Here is a 20424-nt window from a genome sequence, read left to right as displayed (position 1 = left end):
CGGATCGGCGGCGCAAGCCCCGGCCGCGCTGGAGGCAGGCGGCGCAAAGGGGGGGATCTCGTCGTCAATGGGCGTCTTGTCCTTGGGGCCCCGGATAAACCACAGGCCCAGCAGGATCACTAGCACGGTGATGACCAGGCGGGGCAGGCCATAGCGCAGCAGTCCGTATAGCCACTCCCCGAACCAACCGAAGAAGAGACCGCCCAGCTGGCTCAACAGTATGTCGTAGAGCATATAGACGCCAACTACCACCAGCGCCCAGCCGATGAGACTGTGACGCTTGCGCAGCAGCTCTCCCAGCCGTTTGCTGTCCATATCGGACAGGCCGAAGAGGAAGGCGTCCTCCGGCGCGGTGCCGGCGGCCAGCTGGCTCCGGAGCGCATAGCTGTCGAAAAAGGCATACAGCCAGATCACCGGCAGAAACAGCGCCAGTGCCCCCAGAAAGAAATAGGTGGAGGCAAAAAGGATCAGGCAGAAGGCCAGCAGCAGGGACAGGCCCCGCTTCATATAGCCCTGATACATCTGTCCGCAGCCGGAGAGGCAGGAAGAGATGAAGAGCAGGAATCCATTTCGATGGGTCATGGGTGTGTACCTCCTTGTGTCAGATCATTCCGCGGCGAGACGCCGAAATTGTCAAATAGGCCGGAGAAGCCGGAGAGGGCCTCCTCCCACGCCTGTGGCCAGGCGTCGGTCCACTCTGTCAGGGCAGTGCCCGCCCGCTCCAGAAGCGAGGGCGCAGTGGAATGCACCCGTCCGGACAGGTTTCCGCTGCCCCACAGCAGCGTCAGGGCCAGGGTCACTGCCGCCGCGGCCGTGGCGTACCGGCTGACGCCAAGCTGGACGGCCCGCTGCCGGATCCGGCGCCGCAGGCTCTCCCGGCAGGAGCGGGCGGGGGTCAGCATCGGTCCCTCAGACAGCAGCTCTGTGTACCGCTGGAGGCACTGGTCGCAGTAGGCCAGATGTTCCGCCAGCTCCAGGCGGTCCAGCTCCTCCAGGCAGTCCCCCCGGACAAGGGCGGTCAGGGCCGCGTCCGTCAAATGCCCGTCAGGGCGAAAGCATGTCATCGTTCCCACTCCTTTCCAATGCCTCCCGAAGCATCCGCTTGCCCCGGGACAGCTGTGTATGGATGGTCTTTACCGGCCGGCCCAGCGCCAGGGCCGCCTCCTCCGGTGTCTTTTCCTCCAGCAGGCACAGCCGGCACACCGGCTGGTAGGGCTGGCGCATATGGAGGATCAGGTCCCGGATTTCAGCTGCAGCCGACCTGCGCAGGACCGTCTCCTCCGCAGGGGGAGACAGCCCCGGCGGGATATTGTCCTCTCCCGGCAGCAGGGTGTGGCGCTGATAGGCGCTCTGTAAGTAGTCCTTGGCCTTGTTGGTAGCCACGCGGCACAGCCACTGCCGCTCATAGCCGGGAGGGATGGCGTCCCGGTGGAGGTAGGCGGACAGGAAGGTCTCCTGGGTCAGGTCCTCGGCCGCGGCGGCGTCCCGCACCAGCTGGAAGCAGACCGTGTAGACCAGCCGCTCATACTGGACCACCAGCTGGGAAAAGGACGCGTTTGTCAGTTTGTTCACGCCGTGCCGCCACCTCCTTTTGTCGTCCGACATCTATCATACGGGACTGCGGGCCGGATTTCTTCAACATCTCCAAAAATTTTTTGACACGGTGGTGCGCCTCCCATTGTAGCTGCCATGCGGGAAAAATACAAGGGTGGGCGCAGGCGCTCTGCAAGGCGCGATGGACGCTGCGGAAGAAGTTGACAAGCGGGGGCGGAATGGGTATGCTGAAAGGGAGATCTGAAAATGGAGGAATGGAGAGAATGATGCGTGGGGAACTGCTGGTGGCCGTGGTGGACGGCCAGGGCGGCGGCATGGGCCGGGGCCTGGTGGAGGCTGTGAAGAAAAAGTGGCCCAGTCTCCATGTGCGGGCGCTGGGGACCAACTCTCTGGCCACCGCCGCTATGCTGCGGGCGGGGGCGGACGACGGCGCCACCGGCGAGAACGCCGTGGCGTTCAACGCCCGGCGGGCGGATATCCTGCTGGGGCCCATCGGTGTGCTGACGCCCAACGGCTTGCTGGGGGAGGTCTCTCCCCGGATGGCGGAGGCCATTGGCGGCAGCGAGGCGGTGAAGATTCTGCTGCCCTCTCAGCGATGCAGCATCCGGCTGGCCGTGGGGGAATCCCAGCCGCTCCAGTTCTATCTGGACCAGGCAGTGCGCCTGCTGGGTGAGGAGCTGCAAAAGCGGGGCGCCGGCTGACGTGCGCCGCGGCGGGCCGCCGCAGTTTTGAGAGAAGAGAGGAAAAAATCATGGAACAGACAAGACGGGACAGCTTCCGGTCCCGATGGGGATTCAAGCTGGCCTGCATTGGCTCCGCGGTGGGGATGGGGAACATCTGGCTGTTTCCATCCCGGATGTCCGCCTACGGCGGGGCCACCTTCCTGATCCCCTATGTGATCTTTGTGGTGCTGATTGCCTCCACCGGCGTCATCGGCGAGATGGCCTTCGGCCGGGCCGCATCCGGCGGACCCGTGGCGGCCTTCGGCACGGCGGCAGAGAGGCGCACAGGCCGGCGGGGCTGGGGCGAGGCTCTGGGCCTCATCCCGGTAGCGGGCTCTCTGGCCATGGCCATCGGCTATTCCGTGGTGGTTGGTTGGATTTTGAAGTACGCCGTGGCGTCCTTTACGGGCGCTGCGCTGGAGAACCAAGGGGTGGAGGCATTCACCGCCTATTTCAACACCGCGGCGTCCTCCTGGGGCAACACCGGCTGGCAGGTGGCCGCTATGGCGGGCACGCTGCTCATCATGGCCCTTGGCATCGGCGGCGGCATCGAGCGGGCCAACAAGGTGATGATGCCCCTGTTCTTCTGCCTGTTCGTGGGGCTGGCCATCTACATTGCCACCTTGCCCGGCGCGGCGGACGGCTACCGCTACATCTTTGTCCTGAAGCCGGAGGGACTGCTGGACCCCATGGTATGGGTCTACGCTCTGGGACAGGCGTTCTTCTCTCTGTCGGTGGCAGGGAACGGCACCCTGATCTACGGGTCCTACCTCTCCAAAGAGGCGGACGTGCCGGAGTCTGCCCGGACAGTGGCGTTCTTTGACAGCATGGCCGCGATCCTCAGCGCCCTGGTCATTATCCCGGCCATGGCCACGGCGGGGGAGACCCTGACCCAGAGCGGCCCTGGCCTCATGTTCATCTACCTGCCCAACCTGTTCCGGGAGATGCCGGGAGGCCGGATCCTCATGGCGGTGTTCTTTGTGGCGGCGCTGTTCGCCGGGGTGACGTCCCTGGTGAACTTGTTCGAGGCTCCCACCGCCACCCTGCAGGAGAAGCTGCACCTCAGCCGGGGGACTGCTGTGGCGGTGATCGGCGTCGTGGGCCTGGCCGTGGGGCTGTGCATCCAGGGCATCGTCTCCGGCTGGATGGATGTCTGCTCCATCTACGCCTGTCCCATCGGCGCGCTGCTGGCGGGGGTGTTCTTCTACTGGGTGCTGAAAAAGGAGGACTGCTTGGTTCAGGTGAATCTGGCCCGGCGGCGCCCTCTGGGCCGCTGGTTTTACCCGACGGCAAAATATCTGTACTGCGGCGTGACGGTACTGGTCCTGATCCTGGGCGCTGTGAACGGAGGAATCGGCTGATATGCGGGAATTTTTCAGAGAGATCGTCCACGCTCTGGAGGAGGGGCGTCCGGTGGAGCTGGTGAGCATCGCCGCCTCCGACGGCTCCACCCCCCGAGGGGCCGGGGCCATGATGGCGGTGTTCCCCGGCGGCGGGATCACCGGAACCATCGGCGGCGGAAACGTGGAGTTCGAGTGCCAGCGCCTGGCGGCGGAGCTGCTGGAGCGGGGGGGCGACGCCCTGCGGCAGTTCCGCTTTACCCTGGGAGACGCCGCCAGCCTGGGCATGGTCTGCGGCGGGGGAGTGACGGTGCAGTTCCAGTACCTCCCCGCGGGAGAGCAGAGGATCATCGCCGTTTTGCGGGATCTGATCGAGGCGGACGGCGGAAACCGGGACACCTGGCTCCTGCGGCGGATCGAGGGGGAGCAGGTGACGGCCATGGGCCTGGCAGACCGGACCGGGCCCCGTCATCTGGATATCCTGCCGGAGGAGCTGGAGCTCCTGTGCGGGAATCAGGCGGTCTTTGCCCGGAAGTGGCTGTCCATCCCGGTGGTGAAGGCCGGGCGGACCTATCTCTTCGGCGGCGGACATGTGTCTCAGGCCCTGGTGCCGGTGCTGGCTTCCCTGGGCTTCCGCCCCGTGGTGTACGACGACCGGCCGGAGTTCGCGGACCCGGCGCTGTTCCCCAAAGCAGAGAAGACCCTCTGCGGGGACTTCGCCCGGCTGTCCGAACAGGTGACGGTGACGCCGGAGGACTATGTGGTGGTGATGACCCGGGGCCATCAGGCGGACTACGAGGTGCTGACTCAGGTGCTGCGCAGCGGCGCCAAATACCTGGGCTGCATTGGCTCCAAGAGGAAGCTGGCCCTGTGCCGGGAGCGGCTGCTGGCGGCGGGGTTCACAGACGAGGAGTACGCCCGCCTTCACGCTCCCATCGGTTTGGCCATCGGCGCCCAGACGCCGGAGGAGATTGCCGTGTCCGTGGCCGCAGAGATGATCGCCGTGCGGGCGGGGCTGGAGAACGGGCTCCGGCGCCCCCTGGGGTGACTTCCAACAGAAATCCCTTCCAGAGTGGGGAGAGTTCTTGCAAACTGCGGCGGCATCATGATACAATAGAGGAACTCGATAGAAAGAGGTGTCGCCCATGGACCGGATCAGCAAAGCCAACTACTACCTGGATATCGCCCAGACCGTTCTGGAGCGGGCCACCTGCCTGCGCCGGGTCTATGGGGCCATCATCGTGAAAAACGACGAGATCATCTCCACCGGCTACAACGGTGCGCCCCGGGGGCGGGCCAACTGCGTGGATCTGGGCTACTGCTCCCGAGAGGCCATGCAGGTTCCCCGGGGAGAGCGGTATGAGCTGTGCCGCAGCGTCCATGCAGAGGCGAACGCCATCATCTCCGCCTCCCGGCGGGACATGGTGGGCGGCACGCTGTACCTAGTGGGCCGGGACGCCCGGACCGGGGAACTGCTGGGAGATGCCACCTCCTGCTCCATGTGCCGGAGGCTGGTCATCAACGCCGGGCTGAAAGAGGTGGTGATCCGCCGGACCGCCACGGCGTTCGACGTGGTGGATGTGGCGGACTGGGTGGCGGAGGACGACCTTCTGGCATCCCGGGACGCCGACGCCATTCTGGACAGGCAGTGACCCGCCCGGCGGGATATCCGGACTGCGGAAAGGAAGACACTTGGTGAAAACAGGACTGCTGACCTTTTACCATATCCATCACTACGGCGCCATGCTGCAGGCTTACGCCACGGAGCGGGCGGTGGCGTCCCTGGGGAGCGAATGCGAGATCATCGACTACTACGTGAACCAGGACAATACCCTGTTCCAGCGGCCCACTGGCCTGGGAAGCGCCGCCCATGACGCCCACACCGCCCTGCACTATGGCCCGCTGAAGGCCCGATACGAGCGGTTTGAGGCATTTTCCCGGGAGAATCTGAACATTTCCGGCCGCCGCTACCAGAGCCTGGAGGAGCTGCGGCAGGCGGAGCTGCCCTACGATGTGCTGCTCTCCGGCAGTGACCAGATTTGGAACCCGAAGATCTTCCCCGACGGCCGGTTCGACCCGGTGTTCTTCGGGGCCTTCTCCCACAAGCGGAAGATCGCCTATGCCCCATCCTTCGGCATCCCCCGCATCCCGGACGGCATGGAGGAGGAGCTGCGGACCTATCTGGAGTCCTTCTCCCACTTGTCCGTCCGGGAGCGGCAGGGGCAGGGCATTGTCCGGGACATCACCGGGAAGGACGTGCCGGTGGTGCTGGATCCCACGCTGCTGCTGGAGAGAACGGATTGGGCGGCCGCAGCCAGGGACGGAGGCGCGGGCCGGGGCTATATCCTCTGCTATTGCATCAGCCGCCCCGACGCCCTGGCACCCTATATCCGCCGCCTGGCGGAGGAGACGGGGCTGCCGGTGGTGCAGCTGTGCGGCGTACGCCAGAAGGTCCACCCCAAGGCCCGCTGCATTCTCAGCGCCGGTCCGGCGGAGTTTCTGGGTCTGTTCCGGGATGCCGCCTATGTGTGCACCAACTCCTTCCACGGAACGGTGTTCTCCGTCCAGTTCCAAAAGCCCTTCTTTACGGCGGTGGCACCGGCAGAGATGGCTGCGCCGGAGAGTTCCCGGACCTTCAGCCTGTTGAGCCGCCTGGGACTGGGGGAGCGGATCATCGGCAAGGGAGATACCGCGGACCTGACGGCGCCCATCGACTGGGCGGCGGTGGGGGAGCGGCTCGGCCGGGAGCGGAAGTTGTCCCTGGACTATCTGCGCTGCGCCCTGGAGGACCGGCCCCATACACCGGAGGAGGCGCCTGTCAAGGCAGAGGAACGGCCCTTGCCCCATTTGGCGGACCACACCCACTGCACCGGCTGCACGGCCTGCGCCAGCGGCTGTCCCAAGGACGCCATCACCATGGAGCGGGACCGGGAGGGCTTTGCCTATCCGGTGATCGACGGAGCGGCCTGTGTGCGGTGCGGGCACTGCACGGCGGTGTGCCCCGTCCTGCGGGAGCGGCCTCAGAGCTCCATGCCCGCTGTATTCGCGGCCTGGAATAGAAACGATGAGATCCGAAGAGACTCCACCTCGGGCGGCGTGTTCACCCTGCTGGCGGAGTATATCCTGGAAAGCGGCGGCGTGGTCTTTGGCGCCGCCTTTGACGGCAGCCAGCATCTGCGGCACACCGCCTGCTTCCGCAAGGAGGAGCTGTGGCGCCTGCGGGGCGCCAAGTACGTCCAGAGCGATCTGGAGGGCGTCTTTCGGGAGGTGCGGCGCTGGCTGGACCAGCGACCAGTGCTGTTTTCCGGCACACCCTGCCAGGTGGACGGGCTGTACCGCTATCTGGGCGGACGGCCGGAGAATCTGACCACCTGCGACCTGGTGTGCCACGGCGTGCCCTCTCCCGGCGTGTGGGAGGACATGGCCCGGAGCCTGGAGGCGCGCCGGCAGCAGCCGCTGCAGGCGGTCCGTTTCCGCAACAAGGTCGCCGGATGGAAGGACAGCCATTTCACCGCGGTCTACGGCGACGGCACCGTGGACACCGCGCCGCTGTTCCGCACGGAATACGGCCGGGCCTTCGGCCGGGCGCTGTTCCTGCGGCCCAGCTGCTACCGCTGTCCCTACGCCTCCATGACCCGGGTGGGCGATCTGACACTGGGGGATTTCTGGGGCCTGCGGCCGGATGAGCTGCCGGACCAGCAGGAGAAGGGGATCAGCCTGCTGTTGGTGAACACCCCCCACGGCAGCCACATTTTTGACCAGCTCCCGCTGGCCAAGCAGCCCTTCCCGCCGGAACGGGCCATTGCCGGAAATCCCCGGCTGGCATCTCCCATTCCCCTGCCGCCGGAGCGGACGGCATTCTTTGCCGCCTACGCCCTGGAGCCCTTCGACCAGGTGCGCCGGGAGTTCTGCCGCCTGCCGCCGCTGCCAGTACGGGCCGCCGGCCGGCTGCTGTCGCCGGAGGTCAAGGCGGCCATCCGGAAGAAGCTGAAGTAAGCACTGTCTCCACCGGAATCCAGGCGTGTATCGCCCGTTTATAACAGAAGGAGGATCTTTCAAATGAAACAGTACGAATGCGATCTCTGCGGCTATGTGTATGACGAGGCCGCCGGCGATCCGGACAACGGCATCGCCCCCGGCACCAAGTGGGAGGACCTGCCCGCCGACTGGGTGTGCCCCCTGTGCGGCGCCGGAAAGGACGAGTTCACCGCTAAGTGAAAAGAAGTCCCGCGTCCAACGGACGCGGGACTTCTTTTTTGCGCAGAGTGGCATCAGATCCGGGAAGGGGCTATCCGGCCCTTCAGTGCGGGGACTCTGGGCAGGACCCGCAGCAGCAGGGAGCCCAGAATGAAGCAAGCGGCGGCCTCGCCGATCCCCACGGTCAGGGAGTTGAAGGCGAACGCGGGCCAGAAGGCGGCACCCTCCTGGGTGGAAAACCAGGCGATCTCCGCACCTACCAGCACCATATTGCAGATCACCGGCGGCAGGGGCGCCAGCGCCCTGTGATGGAGCTTCGATGTCCAGAGCGCAGCCAGCAGGGTGGCCGCCGTACCCACGATCCAGTCCAGAGGAATGGGAGAACCCAGGAGGTTGGCCAGGAAACAGCCGACGGTAAGACCGGGGATGGCCTCCGGGAACAGGAAGGGCAGGACCGTCATGGCCTCCGCCACCCGGAACTGGATGCCGCCATACTGGGGAATGGGCAGCAGCAGCGTCAGGGCGGCGTAAATGGCGGCGATGATACCGGCAGCGGCCATCTGCTGTGTGGTGAATCTGGGTTTGGACATAAAAGAAAGACCTCCTTGAATGATGTCGGAGGCCTTTGATACGAAAACGCAGCAAAACGCCCGTGGTAAGGTACGGGCAACCTCCATTTTTTTGTTTAGAGAACGGCGATTGACGAAGACCGCCGAACGAACGCCCAGTGTCGGACGCTTGGACAGGGAGATGGCACCTGTCGAAATAATATTATATCACAAGCTTTCAAAAAAGGGAAGAGGGACGCCGCAAAAAATTTCGGCGTCCCTTCTGCTTTTTTAACCGGGAATCACGTGGACCAGAATGGTTCCGTCGGCCTCCGCCTCCTCTGCGGTGGCGGCGCCTGCAATGGCCAGCCCCTGCTGTTCCAGCTGCTGCAGCAGAGCGGTATATTCGGCGGCGGTCAATTCGTAGACCAGAGTCCCGTCCGATTCAGAGATGAGCGTATAGCTGTCCAGCAGGCTTCCGGCCTCCTCCGCCGTCAGCGTCAGGCTGGGGGATTGGATCGCGAAGGTGGCCGGGGCCGTCTCCGGCACATCGGCAGAACTCCCTTCCCGGGGCAAGATGCTGCTTTTGGAATCGGAGGCGGGAGCAAGCTGGTCCTGTGTGCCGGGCGCAACGGTATCCGCCTCCGGCGCGATTGCCTCAGACACAGTGGAATCCGGGACGTCTGCCGTGTCCTCGTCGGACTGGGTTGCATAGGCCGTGGCGGCGGTGTCCTCCTCAACGCTGTCCACGTTGGGCACAGCGGCCTCTGCTGGGGCCGCAATCTCTGCATGGGATTCCGGATGGTCCGTCACAGCGGTGCCGCCGGGGCGGGGCAGGCCGGAGACGGCCAGCACCACGACGGCACAGCAGGCGGCCAAGGGGAGCAGCGTCTTTGCCCACCGGGGTCTCCGGCGCTTCCGGGGGGCGGCGTCCGCCCGGATGGCAGCCATCACGCCTGCGGCGAAGCCATCCGGCACAGGGGTATCCTCTGCCTCGGGAAACGCGTCCCGTATGGCCAGCGCGGCCTGGACATAGGCCCGGCAGCCGTCACAGGTATGCAGATGCTCCCGCACCCGGGCGGTTTCCTCCGGGGAAAGCTCTCCGTCGATATAGGGGTCCAGCAGGGCCGAAAACTCCTTGCAGTATGTCATTGTCAGCCCTCCTTTTCTGTTCCTTTAGACGCCGGCAGCGGAGAAAAGTTCCCGCTTTTCAGCAAAAAATTCCGCAGCTGTTTCCGGGCCCGGCTGATCCGGGATTTCACGGTGCCCACATCCAGAGAGAGGGAGTCCGCGATTTCATCATAGCGCAGCTGGTGAATCTCCCGGAGGATCAGCACCTCCCGGTGCTCCGGCGAGAGGGCGGAGAGGCCCCGCTCAATCTCTTCCCGCAGCTCCTGCCGCTCCGCCGCGTCCTGGGGAGAGGGCGCCGGATCGGGCACGTCCAGATTCAGCTCCTCGTCATCCAGGGAGGGGCCGGCCGAGGCCCGGCGGCGGCCATCACGCCGCAGCAAGTCCACGCAGGCGTTGGACACCAGCCGGTACAGCCAGGTGGAGAAGCTGGCCTCTCCCCGGAAGAATGCCAGCCCCTGCCAGGCGGCGAGAAATGCCTCTTGGGCGGCCTCGGCGGCATCCTCGGGATTCCCGCACATCCGCAGCGTCAGGGCGAACACCCGTTTCTCATACAGATGGACCAGCGCCTCGAAGGCGTCCATATCCCCGTCCCGGGCGGCGGAGACCAGCTGCTGTTCCCGCGATTGCTCGTTCATCTCAAATCCCTTTTGATTCCTTTCGTCACCCGATACACGTCTTCCAGCGTGTTCATCTGCACGATCTGTTCCTTGTAGTAGCCGGAGTGGGACACGCCCTTCAGATACCAGCAGTAGTGGCGGCGGGCCTCCAGCACGGCTACCCGCTCGCCCTTGGACGCGGCGGCCAGCTCAAACTGCCGTACCGCTGTGTCGCACCGCTCCGCAAGCGGCGGCAGGGGCGGGATGGGCTTGCCCTCCAGCGCGGCTTTGGCCTGCTGGAACAGCCAGGGGTTGCCGAAGCACCCGCGACCGATCATGGCCATGTCCGCTTTGGTGTGCTGGAGAATGCGGACCGCGTCCTCCGGCTTCCAGATATCGCCGTTGGCGATCACCGGGATGGACACAGCCTCCTTCACCGCCCGAATGCAGGTCCAGTCCGCCTGACCGCTGTACACCTGGGCCCGGGTCCGGCCGTGGACCGCCACGGCGGAGGCCCCTGCCTGCTCCAGGATTCGGGCGAACTCCACGCAGTTGCAGCTGCCCATGTCCCAGCCCCGGCGGAACTTGGCGGTCACCGGCACAGAGACGGCTTTCACCACTGCCTCCATGATGCGTCCGGCCTTTTCCGGGTCCTTCATCAGGGCGGCCCCGTCGCCGTTGTTGACGATCTTGCCCATGGGGCAGCCCATGTTCAGGTCCACCACATCCGCCCCGGAATGCTCCAGGGCGATCTGGGCTGCCTCTGCCATGCAGATCGGGTCACTGCCGAAGATCTGCACTGCCGCAGGGTGCTCCCCGGGAAACTGCTGGAGCAGGGACAGGGTCTTCTTGTCGTGGTAGCACAGGGCCTTGGAGGAGATGAGCTCCGTGATGGTATATCCCGCCCCCAATTCCGCGCAGATCTGGCGGAAGGCGACGTCCGTGACCCCGGCCATGGGGGCCAGGGCCAGGGAGGAGTTGATGGTAAGCGTGCCGATGTTCAAGGCGGGCCGTCCTTTCCAATGAAAACATGATAGTTTATCATACCATATCCGGCCGTAAAAGTCCACTATGGGCATCCAGCCCGGAAATGGCGCGGCTTTCTTTTCCCGACGGGATTTTTTCCACACAGCCTGTAAAATAGTGGAAAAAACCAAAGAGGCCGTGGACTTCACGGCGGAATACAGGAGGGACAAGCTGTGGGGCACAGGGACATGATATGGAGCCGGCACCAGCCGGCACAGCTGCTGGCCTGGGGCATCCGATTTTTTTTGGCGGCGGCGCTGACCGCCACCCAGACGCCGGGGGATTACGCGCCCTTTGCCCTGGGGTGCGTGGCGGCCTGTGGGCCAGGGGCAGGAGGGATCGCCGCCCTGCTGGGCGCTGGCGTGGGGGCGGTGCTGTTTCTGGACTTTTCCGGTGCGCTGCCCTTTTTGGCCGCTGCGATTTTGATCTTTACCACCGCGGCGGCCTTTCAGGGGCTGAAGCTGCTGGAGGGACCGCTGTTTCACCCTCTGGCAGGGGCGGGACTGTTTCTGGCGGTGAGCGGCATCTACGTGCTCCAGTCCTTGTCCCCCCTGCGAAACCTGGCGCCCTGCCTTGCGGCAACGGCCCTGGTAGGCATCTCCGCATGGTATTATCAGCCCCTGCTGCAGGCCGGAGGGGAGCGGCCGGAGCCAGATAGTCTGCTGTTTCTGGCAGGCTCCATTCTGCTGGCGCTGGTGGACGTAGAACTGGCCGGTGTCTCCGTGGGGCGTTCACTGTTGTGCCTGCTGCTGGCCTACACCGCCTATCAGCGGGGGGCCATGACCGGGGTAGCCGCCGGACTGGGGGCGGGCCTGGCGGCGGACTTCTGTTCCGGCCGGGGCGGCGTCCTCTTCGGGGCGGCCTATGGTCTGGCGGGCCTTCTGGCTGGGAGCCGCAGCAGCGGAAGGCGGATCTGGGCGGCGCTGGCATTCTGGGGAGCGGCGGCTCTGGCCGCCCTGCCGGCGGGCCTTTCCACGCCCCTGCTGCCGGAGGCCGCGGTGGGAGCGGTCCTGTTTTTGATGCTGCCGGGCCGAGCCTTCGGCGGCAAGCGGGTGATGCGGGGAGAGACACCGGAGTTTCCCGCCGCGCTGGAGGGGATGCGCGCCCAGCTGACCCGGATGGCCGCCGCTCTGCGGGCCCTGTACGACAGCATGGGCAGGGCGGCCCCGGTGTCCACGGAGGAGAACCCGGCGGTGGTCTTTGACCGGGCGGCAGAAAAGGTGTGCCGGGGCTGCGCCCTGTGCGAGCTCTGTTGGCAGAAGGAGTACACCGGCACCTTCAACGCCCTGAACGACGCCACGCCCTTCCTGCTGGAGCGGGGGCGCGCGCTGGCCAAGGACTTTCCCAGCTACTTCGCGGACCGGTGCATCCACCTGCCGGACTTTCTCACCGCCGTCAATGGGGAGCTCTCTGCATTCCTGCTGCGGCGGCAGTACCGGCGGCAGCTGGAGGAGACCCGCCGCAGCGCCAGGGGCCAGTACGCCCAGCTCAGTGAACTGCTGACCGCCACCGCTGCCGGTTTGGGGGAGGTCCGTGCCACAGCAGGGGAGGCGGATCTCTGCCGCATTGGCGCGGCTCTGCGGCCCAAAGAAGGGGAGACGGTCTGCGGGGATACGGTGGTCTCCTTCCGCACGGAGGGAGGGCTTCTGTGCCTGCTGCTGGCGGACGGCATGGGCAGCGGAGAGGCAGCCCGGCGGGAGTCCGCCCTCACCTGCCGTCTGTTGGAGCAGTTTTTGCAGGCGGGCATCGAGCCGGAGGCGGCCATGAAGACCCTGAACGCAGCCATGGCCCTGCGGGGCGCGGAGACCGGAAGCTTCACCACCATTGATCTCATCACCTGCAGACCGGAGACGGGGGAGGCGGCCTTCTTCAAATACGGCGCGGCCCCCAGCTATGTGAAGAAGGGGGGCACTGTCCGGCGGATCACCGGCGGGACCCTGCCGGCGGGTCTGCGGGGCGGGGCGGCGGCTCCGGATGTGACCCGTGCCACGCTGGAGCCGGGAAGCTTTGCAGTAATGGTCAGCGACGGGGTGGCAGACCCGGGCCGGGACGAATGGCTTCAAAACCTGCTGGCCGGCTGGGATGGAGAGGATCCGCAGACCCTGGCGGGACTGATCCTCAGCGAGAGCGTCCGGCGGGAGAATCTTCAGGACGACTGCGGGGTTCAGGTGCTGTATCTCAGCCGGGAGAGCGGTGTGAAAAAGGTGTGAGAGGCGGTATAAATTTTCCCGCGCTGAGACAAAATGGAACCATCTAAATTCTGTGAGAGGCAGGAGGCGTAAAGCGGATGGTGAAAGGCATTTCCAGACGGGTCGTGGTGGTGGATTCCCCGGACCAGCGTTTTTTTGAGCAGGCGATCTTCATCGTGCGGAACGATGCGGCCGGCGAGGGCGTCACCGCCCGGGAGCTGGTGGAGGAGGCCCGCCGGGTGGCGCGAAACTATGCCGGCGGAGACCATGGGCGGTTCAGCCGGATCTGGCGGGATCTTTCCCCGGCGGTCTACACCCTGATGGGCGCTGCCGGGATCGGCTTGGTGTGGCTGACGGTGTGGCTGATCTGAAAACAGCGCGGAGTCCGATTCCGGACTCCGCGCTGTTTCATGGAGGATCAAAGGGCAGGGAAGGTGGGGACCCCGTCTGCGAAATAGGTCCGGGTGGCGTCTGCATCCGACTGGATCTGGGCCCGCAGGGCGTCCAGGGAGTCGAAGCGCACCTCCTGGCGCAGATGCTCATAAAACTCCAGCCGCAGCTGTTTACCGTACAGGTCCCCCTGGAAGTCCAGGAGACAGGCCTCCACTGTGATGTCCGGGCCGTTTTGAACCGTGGGGCGGGTGCCCACGTTGGTGACAGCGGCGTAGCAGGAGCCGTCCTCCAGTGTGGCCCGGGTGGCGTATACTCCGTGGCTCGGCACCAGCACATGAGGCGGAATGACGAGGTTGGCAGTGGGGAACAGTTGGGAGGAGCCGATGCCCCGGCCGTGGCGGACTGTGCCTGTCAGGGTGTGGGGGTGGCCCAGGAAGCGGTTGGCCCGGCTGATCTGCCCCAGCTCCACCAACCGGCGGATGTAGGTGGAGCTGACGGTGATGCCTGCCACCTCCACCTTGGGGATGATGTCACAGCCCAGGCCCAGCTGGGCGCACTTCTGCGCCAGCAGCTCCGGTGTGCCCTGGTTCCTGTGGCCGAAGTGGTGATCGTGTCCCGCCACCAGATGGACCGCGTGGTAGCGGCCCACCAGGATCCGGACAATAAAGTCATCCCAGGGCGTGGTCATCATCTCGCGGTCAAAGGGGACCATCAGCACGTCCTGAATGCGGTACAGCCGCCGCACCAGGTCCCGCCGGTCCTCCGGGGAGTTGATGAGGGGACAGGGGACGCCGGTGACCACCTCCTTCGGCGGGCGGTCAAAGGTGAATACCGCGGGGGTACAGCCCCGCAGGGCGGCCTCCTCAGCGGCCCGGCGCAGCAGGGCGCCGTGCCCCAGGTGGACTCCGTCAAAAAAGCCCAGGGCAATGACTCGTTCTTTCATGGTTTACGCTCCAAAGAAATTCTTGATGGACGTCAGCGTTCCGCCCGCAGCCCGGGACAGGCACAGGAACTGCCGGTCCCGGCTGTATACGCGGTAGATGCCGTCCGGTGTGCCCGGCAGGGGGATGGGATTGCCGCAGCGGACCCGTTTCTCCAGCAGGCCGGATGTCAGAGGCAGGGCCGGGTACTCTGCGAAGAGGCTGTCCGTAGGCAGCAGGAGCGCTGTACCCTGTGCCTGGACTGCCTCCAGCGTCACTGCCTGGTCCAACCTGAAGCCGGCCGCCATGGTGCGGCGGAGGGCGTACAGCGTCCCGCCGCAGCCCAGCTGTCGGCCGATGTCATGGCAGAGGGTGCGGATGTAGGTGCCCTTGGAGCAGCGGCAGCGGAGCAGGTAGTCCGTTGCGCTCTCCTGGGCCAGTAGCTCCAGCTCGTAGATGGTGATGCGGCGGGGCTTCCGTTCCACGACCTGTCCCTTCCGGGCCAGGTCGTAGAGTTTCTGCCCGCCTACCTTGACAGCGGAGTACATAGGGGGGATCTGGTCCTGCTCTCCCAGAAAGCGGGGCAGCAGCGCTTCCAGTGCTGCCCGATCCGCCGTGACGGGACGGGTCTCCAGCGTGGTGCCGGTGACGTCCTGGGTGTCCGTCACCTGGCCGAGCCGCAGACCGGCTACATATTCCTTCTGGCCGTTCTCTGCGAACTCCACCCCGCGGGTGGCCTGCCCCACAAAGACCGGCAGCACCCCGGTGGCCATGGGGTCCAGCGTTCCGCCGTGTCCCACCCGCTTTTCGTGGAAGATGCCCCGCACCTTGGCGCAGACGTCCATGCTGGTCCAACCGGCGGGCTTGTCGATAATCAGGATACCACTGGGCATAAAAACCTCCTCAAGGGCAGCAGAACGCGGCCCGCTCAGCGCTGATAGTCCGGCGCCACCTGCGCCACGGCAGCCAGGATTCGCTCCCTGGCCTCAGCCCAGGGGGCCTCCACCGTGCAGCCTGCGGCGGCCGCGTGGCCGCCGCCGCCCAGCAGCCGGCAGGCCTCCGTGGCATTAATCCGGGGACCGGTCCGCAGGGACATCTTCCACACATCGGGCCGCAGCTCCCGCATGGTGATGGCGCAGTCCACGCCCTCAATCTGGGGACCCAGAGCGGAGAGGTCCTCCGCATCCGTTTCCGAGGCGCCGATCCGCGCCATCAGGGAGAGGGGCACGGACAGCACCGCCACCCGGTCTCGGTCGTAAAACGTACAGTCGTTGAGGATGGCGGCCTCCAGCTGCATCCGCCTGCGGCTCTTGGTGCGGAAGAACACCTTGTTGACGGTCTGATAGTCGATGCCGGTCCGCAGCAGCGCGGCCGCCACCGCATGGGTCTGGGCGGTGGTATTGGCGTAGGCAAAGCAGCCTGTGTCCGTGGAGACGGCCACATACAGCGGCAGGGCCATCTCCGGCGTGATGGGGCCCAGATCGGACAGAATGTCGTAGATTAGCTCTCCGCACGCGGCGGCTTCCGGCCGGACGATATTCTCTCGGCCAAAGGACTCAAAAGAGGGATGGTGGTCAATGGCCAGATCCACCCGTTCCGCGTATGGTCTGGCGTTCTCCGGGAACAGGCCCACCGTGGCGATGTCCGTGGACACCACCTTGTCCGGTGTGAAGCCTTCCGGCGCCTCGTAAGGGCGGAAATAGGGGGCGGTGGTGTCTGTCAGCTCCGGATTGGGCAGCAGAAACGCCGTCTTGCCCAGAGACCGCAGTCCTGCGCACAGGGCTGCGGCGCAGCCCACCGTGTCCCCATCCGGGCGGACATGGGTGAGGATCAGAATATTGTCAAAGGTCCGCAGCAGCGCCGCAGTCTGGGAGACCGTCAGCATACTCATTCCTCCGTTTCGCCGGCGTCCGGGCCGTCCCGGGCTTCATCCTGCCGCTCCACCTGGCGCAGGATCTCCAGGATGTGGGCGCCGTGCTGGATGGAGTCGTCGGCGATGAACTGCAGTTCCGGCGTGTATCGCAGCTGCAGGGCCCGTCCCAGCTCCCGCCGCAGGAAGCCGCCGGCGGATTTCAGGCCCTTCAGCACGTCTTTCTCCTGGTCCTTGTCCAGAACACTGATATAGACCCGGGCGTATCGCAGGTCGCTGGTGGTGTCCACCCGGGTGATGGATACCATACCCACCTGGGAGACACGGGGGTCCTTCAGACGGCGGAGCTGGTCCGCCAGCTCCCGCTGGATCTCCTCGTTGATCCGGCCGATTCGATTGCTTGGCATAGAGAGATACCTCCTTATGGGAGTTCATTGGAATTGCGCTTGGTTGGAGCGCTTATATGGTCAGGGTAATGCAGGTCTGCTCCCGCTCCGCCATCTGCACCAGGGCGTCGGCGTCCAGATCTGCCAGCGGGCCCGTCAGGCGAAAGGCCCGGACCCGGATATCGCTCACCCACAGGTTCCACAGCTCCACCTGTTCACCGGGAATGCAGCTCTGCCGCAGATAGTCCCGCAGCAGGGCGGCGTCCTGCTCCGTAGCACGCAGGTCCAGCTCATAGCGATGGGGTTTCATGGACAGCTCCAGGTTGTCCACCGCAGGGCGGTAGTAGACATGGGGCTGAACAGAAAATCCTTCCTCCTCATACCGCACGCCGCTGTGGAAATAGACCCGGCGGGTCTGGGCGGCATACAGCGGAAGGGGATGATCGGCGCAAAGCAGGATCACGCGGCTCATAGGCGCTCCTTCTGAAAAAGCAGGGCGGGCGTTTACGCCCGCCCTGCCGGCTATTGCAAGTATGGTTGATGATTGCGATCTGATGAGGCAGGCCCATTACCGGGGAAGCTGTTCATGGTAAACACCTCGATGATACCGCACGCCCCATGAAATGGGTTTCACAGGAACTCTGAATCAGACATCCTCGGCGGGCAGAACCAACCGCGACACGCTTGGGCGCACTGCCGTGCGGGGCCGCTCTGCGGCCCGAAAGGGCGTCGGAGAGGCGGTATGCAGCGTCAGGCCCAGCACATTACCGCGGAATCTCCTCCATGGTAAACGCCTCGATGATATCGCCCTCTTTGATGTCGTTGAACTTCTCCACGGTCAGGCCGCACTCGTAGTTCTCAGCGACCTCCCGGGCGTCGTCCTTGAACCGCTTCAGGGAGGCCAGAGAACCCTCGTGGATCACGATGCCGTCCCGGACCACCCGGACGGAGCAGCTACGGACGATCTTGCCGTCCTGGACGTAGCAGCCGGCCACGGTGCCCACGCTGGAGACCTTGTAGGTCTGGCGGACCTCCGCGTGGCCCAGCACCACTTCCCGGTACTTGGGGGCCAGCATGCCCTTCATGGCCGCCTCGATCTCATCGATGCAGTCATAGATGACGCGATACATCCGCATATCCACGTTCTGGCGCACCGCGCCGTCCCGGGCGGCGGCGTCCGGCCGGACGTTGAAGCCCACGATGATGGCGCCGGAGGAGGCAGCCAGCATCACGTCGGACTCGTTGATGGCGCCCACGCCGCCGTGAATGACACGGACGGTCACTTCGTCGTTGGACAGCTTTTCCAGAGAGGCCTTCACCGCCTCCACACTGCCCTGGACGTCGGCCTTGACGATCAGGGCCAGCTCCTTGCGTTCGCCGGCCTGGATCTGGTCAAACAGGTTCTCCAGAGAGACCTTCTGCACCGGTGCGGCGGCCTTGGCCTTCTCCTCGGCCTTGCGCTGCTCCACCAGCTCCCGGGCCATGCGCTCGTCGGCCACGGCGAAGAAGGGGCTGCCGGCAGAGGGCGCTTCGGAGAGGCCCGCGATCTCTACGGGCACGGAGGGGCCGGCCTGGGTGAGACGGGCGCCCTTGTAGTCCATCATGGTTCGGACACGGCCCACGGCGGTGCCGGCGATGATGATGTCGCCCTGCTTCAGTGTGCCGTTCTGCACCAGCAGAGTGGCCACGGGGCCCCGGCCCTTGTCCAGCCGGGCCTCGATGACGGTGCCCTTGGCAGACCGGTTGGGGTTGGCCTTCAGCTCCGCCATCTCAGCGGTGAGGGTCACCATTTCCAGCAGGTTCTCGATGCCGATCTTCTGCTTGGCGGAGATCCTACAGCAGATGGTGTCGCCGCCCCAGTCCTCTGGTACCAGGCCGTACTCCGTCAGCTGCTGAAGCACCCGGTCCGGGTTGGCGTTCTCCCTGTCGATCTTGTTGATGGCCACGATGATGGGGATACCTGCGGCCTTGGCATGGTTGATGGACTCCACGGTCTGGGGCATGATGCCGTCGTCCGCTGCCACCACCAGAATGGCAATGTCCGTAATCATGGCGCCGCGGGCCCGCATGGAGGTGAATGCCTCATGGCCCGGCGTGTCCAGGAAGGTGATGGGCTTGCCGTTCACCTGCACCTGATAGGCGCCGATGTGCTGGGTGATGCCGCCGGCCTCTCCGGCCGCCACAGAGGTGTGGCGGATGGTATCCAGCAGGGAGGTCTTGCCGTGGTCCACGTGACCCATGACCACCACCACGGGAGCCCGGGGCACCAGATCCTCCGCCTTGTCCTCGTGGTCGTCAATCAGCCGCTCCTCGATGGTGACGACAACCTCCTTCTCCACCTTGCAGCCCATCTCCTCGGCGATGATGGCGGCGGTGTCGAAGTCGATGATCTGGCTGAGGGAGGCCATAATGCCGTTCTTCATCAGGCACTTGACCACCTCTGCGCCGGTTTTCTTCATGCGGCTGGCCAGTTCGCCCACGGAGATCTCATCGGGGATCATGACCTTCACAGGGGCCTTCTTGGCGATCTCCAGCTGGAGCCTGCGCATCCGCTCTGCCTCGTCCTGCTTGCGCTTGTTGGAGAAGGTCATGCCGCCCCGGCGCTGGTTGTTGGTGCGGATCTTCTCCTTGCCGCTGCGCTGCTGCCGCTGCATCCGAGCGCCCCGCTCGCCGCCCAGATCCTCCAGCCGCTCATCATACTTGGCCAGATTCACGTCGCCGCCCTTGCGGGTGTCCACGATCTTCCGCTGGGGCACCCGGGACACCGGCTGCTGCGCCGCAGGCTTGGAGGCGGCGTTCTGCTGCTGGGGCTGCTGCCGGCCACCCTGGCTGCTCTGCGCGCTCTGGGCAGGCACAGACTGCCTGACCTGCTGGCCCTGGGCGGGCGCGGCGGCCTTGCCGGCGGGCTCTGACTTTTTGGTGGCCGGTTCCTTCGCAGGCTCCTCCTTGTAGGTGTCGGCGAAGATCACCTGGATGCTGGAGACCGGATTGTGCTGCGTCAGGTATTCAAAGATCAGAGAGAGCTCCTGATCTGTCAGCGCCTGCATGTGGTTTTTGGGAGTCTCGGCGTATTTCGTCAGGATCTCCGTGATGGTCTTGGTGGGAAGGCCGAAATCCTTCGCCACCTCATGGACTCTGTATTTCTCAATACCCAATAGAAACACCTCGTTCTGCTCCAACCCGAGGGCTGGGAAATTTTTTCAAATAGCTGCCGCGGACACATGCCGCGGCGGCGCGGTCCGTCAGCCTTCCTTTTTCTTGCGGAAGGAGCCTTTGCCCTTTTTCACCGGGCGGCTGTTGGCGTATGGCCGCGCCTGTGCCTTCGGCTTGGGGCGAGCGTCCCTGGGGGGACGGGATCGGTATGGCTTTGCGCCGCGGGGACGGTTCCCGTCTGGCGCACGCTCCGGTGGCATTTCCGCCGGAGGTTTAGCCGCCTTTGGTGCAGGCGGCGTCTTTCGGCGGCGCTTGCCCTGGCGGAGATTCTTCTCATGGGCCGCCTGCTCCGCCCGGCGCTCCGCGGCCCGGCGGGCCTTTACATCCATCCGGTCCGCC

The 20424-nt window shown here is 65.3% G+C and carries 21 protein-coding genes and 1 pseudogene; 8 read left to right on the top strand and 14 right to left on the bottom strand.

What is annotated here, in order from left to right; translation table 11 throughout:
• The 3 genes from HMPREF1546_RS19215 to HMPREF1546_RS10660 all read right to left on the bottom strand — a co-directional run.
• On the bottom strand, positions 1 to 582 hold a 582-nt coding region (locus HMPREF1546_RS19215; RefSeq protein ID WP_021751920.1), incomplete at its 3' end, for a hypothetical protein.
• Positions 579 to 1064, bottom strand: a complete 486-nt coding sequence (locus HMPREF1546_RS10665; RefSeq protein ID WP_021748713.1) for a hypothetical protein — start codon at positions 1062 to 1064, stop codon at positions 579 to 581. The genes HMPREF1546_RS10665 and HMPREF1546_RS19215, both read right to left, overlap by 4 nt.
• On the bottom strand, positions 1045 to 1572 hold the full coding sequence (locus HMPREF1546_RS10660) for an RNA polymerase sigma factor (RefSeq protein WP_309452237.1): 528 nt from the start codon (positions 1570 to 1572) through the stop codon (positions 1045 to 1047). The genes HMPREF1546_RS10665 and HMPREF1546_RS10660 overlap by 20 nt, the downstream gene beginning before the upstream one ends.
• Before the next feature lie 245 nt (positions 1573 to 1817).
• Here HMPREF1546_RS10660 and HMPREF1546_RS10655 point away from each other — a divergent pair, with 245 nt between their 5' ends.
• The 6 genes from HMPREF1546_RS10655 (at position 1818) to rd (ending at position 7834) form a co-directional block, all read left to right on the top strand.
• A complete protein-coding gene (locus HMPREF1546_RS10655; RefSeq protein ID WP_083491002.1) occupies positions 1818 to 2255 on the top strand; it encodes a DUF3842 family protein in 438 nt (145 codons plus the stop codon).
• 50 nt (positions 2256 to 2305) lie between these two features.
• On the top strand, positions 2306 to 3637 hold the full coding sequence (locus HMPREF1546_RS10650) for a sodium-dependent transporter (protein ID WP_021748716.1): 1332 nt from the start codon (positions 2306 to 2308) through the stop codon (positions 3635 to 3637).
• 1 nt (position 3638) lies between these two features.
• Positions 3639 to 4664: an XdhC family protein gene (locus HMPREF1546_RS10645; protein ID WP_021748717.1), complete on the top strand. Its 1026-nt coding sequence runs from the start codon at positions 3639 to 3641 to the stop codon at positions 4662 to 4664.
• Between the two features lie 97 nt (positions 4665 to 4761).
• Positions 4762 to 5268, top strand: coding sequence for a deaminase (locus HMPREF1546_RS10640; protein ID WP_021748718.1), 507 nt, complete (start codon positions 4762 to 4764; stop codon positions 5266 to 5268).
• Positions 5269 to 5311: 43 nt separating this feature from the next.
• Entirely contained in the window at positions 5312 to 7612 is a 2301-nt protein-coding gene (locus HMPREF1546_RS10635) for a polysaccharide pyruvyl transferase family protein (protein WP_036629976.1), read from the top strand.
• Positions 7613 to 7675: 63 nt separating this feature from the next.
• Positions 7676 to 7834: a rubredoxin gene (gene rd / locus HMPREF1546_RS10630; protein ID WP_021748720.1), complete on the top strand. Its 159-nt coding sequence runs from the start codon at positions 7676 to 7678 to the stop codon at positions 7832 to 7834.
• Between the two features lie 53 nt (positions 7835 to 7887).
• On the opposite strand, the gene HMPREF1546_RS10625 is transcribed toward rd, so the two are convergent.
• The 4 genes from HMPREF1546_RS10625 to dusB form a co-directional block, all read right to left on the bottom strand.
• Complete coding sequence (locus HMPREF1546_RS10625; RefSeq protein WP_021748721.1) at positions 7888 to 8403, bottom strand: QueT transporter family protein; 516 nt, start codon at positions 8401 to 8403, stop codon at positions 7888 to 7890.
• A 249-nt stretch (positions 8404 to 8652) separates the two neighbouring features.
• On the bottom strand, positions 8653 to 9513 hold the full coding sequence (locus tag HMPREF1546_RS10615; RefSeq protein ID WP_021748723.1) for an anti-sigma factor: 861 nt from the start codon (positions 9511 to 9513) through the stop codon (positions 8653 to 8655).
• A 2-nt stretch (positions 9514 to 9515) separates the two neighbouring features.
• Positions 9516 to 10127, bottom strand: coding sequence for an RNA polymerase sigma factor (locus tag HMPREF1546_RS10610; protein WP_021748724.1), 612 nt, complete (start codon positions 10125 to 10127; stop codon positions 9516 to 9518).
• Positions 10124 to 11092, bottom strand: coding sequence for a tRNA dihydrouridine synthase DusB (gene dusB, locus HMPREF1546_RS10605; RefSeq protein WP_021751918.1), 969 nt, complete (start codon positions 11090 to 11092; stop codon positions 10124 to 10126). Before dusB ends, HMPREF1546_RS10610 begins: the two co-directional genes overlap by 4 nt.
• 195 nt (positions 11093 to 11287) lie before the next feature.
• On the opposite strand from dusB, the gene HMPREF1546_RS10600 reads away from it, so the two are divergent.
• Complete coding sequence (locus HMPREF1546_RS10600; protein WP_276894586.1) at positions 11288 to 13324, top strand: SpoIIE family protein phosphatase; 2037 nt, start codon at positions 11288 to 11290, stop codon at positions 13322 to 13324.
• Between the two features lie 77 nt (positions 13325 to 13401).
• Positions 13402 to 13674, top strand: coding sequence for a hypothetical protein (locus HMPREF1546_RS10595; RefSeq protein WP_021749096.1), 273 nt, complete (start codon positions 13402 to 13404; stop codon positions 13672 to 13674).
• A 47-nt stretch (positions 13675 to 13721) separates the two neighbouring features.
• Here the strand turns inward: HMPREF1546_RS10595 and ribF are convergent, their stop codons facing one another.
• From ribF to HMPREF1546_RS19210, 7 genes and pseudogenes are all read right to left on the bottom strand, one after another.
• Positions 13722 to 14639: a riboflavin biosynthesis protein RibF gene (gene ribF / locus HMPREF1546_RS10590; RefSeq protein WP_021749097.1), complete on the bottom strand. Its 918-nt coding sequence runs from the start codon at positions 14637 to 14639 to the stop codon at positions 13722 to 13724.
• A gap of 3 nt (positions 14640 to 14642) precedes the next feature.
• Complete coding sequence (gene truB, locus HMPREF1546_RS10585; protein WP_021749098.1) at positions 14643 to 15509, bottom strand: tRNA pseudouridine(55) synthase TruB; 867 nt, start codon at positions 15507 to 15509, stop codon at positions 14643 to 14645.
• A gap of 35 nt (positions 15510 to 15544) precedes the next feature.
• Positions 15545 to 16501 carry a bifunctional oligoribonuclease/PAP phosphatase NrnA gene (locus tag HMPREF1546_RS10580; protein WP_036636817.1) on the bottom strand — a complete coding sequence of 319 codons (957 nt, stop codon included), beginning with the start codon at positions 16499 to 16501 and terminating at the stop codon, positions 15545 to 15547.
• A 2-nt stretch (positions 16502 to 16503) separates the two neighbouring features.
• Positions 16504 to 16893 (bottom strand): 30S ribosome-binding factor RbfA, encoded by a 390-nt coding sequence (gene rbfA / locus HMPREF1546_RS10575; protein WP_021748991.1) that lies wholly within the window; start codon positions 16891 to 16893, stop codon positions 16504 to 16506.
• 52 nt (positions 16894 to 16945) lie between these two features.
• Positions 16946 to 17344, bottom strand: coding sequence for a hypothetical protein (locus tag HMPREF1546_RS10570; RefSeq protein WP_021748992.1), 399 nt, complete (start codon positions 17342 to 17344; stop codon positions 16946 to 16948).
• Between the two features lie 292 nt (positions 17345 to 17636).
• Complete coding sequence (gene infB / locus HMPREF1546_RS10565; protein WP_083491001.1) at positions 17637 to 20027, bottom strand: translation initiation factor IF-2; 2391 nt, start codon at positions 20025 to 20027, stop codon at positions 17637 to 17639.
• 87 nt (positions 20028 to 20114) lie between these two features.
• Positions 20115 to 20424, bottom strand: a pseudogene (locus tag HMPREF1546_RS19210) (hypothetical protein); the annotation flags it as partial.

It is taken from the genome of Oscillibacter sp. KLE 1745 (assembly GCF_000469445.2).
Lineage (GTDB): Bacteria > Bacillota > Clostridia > Oscillospirales > Oscillospiraceae > Oscillibacter > Oscillibacter welbionis.
Note: the sequence above shows the minus strand (reverse complement) of the source record. Positions and strands in the feature narration are given on the sequence as shown.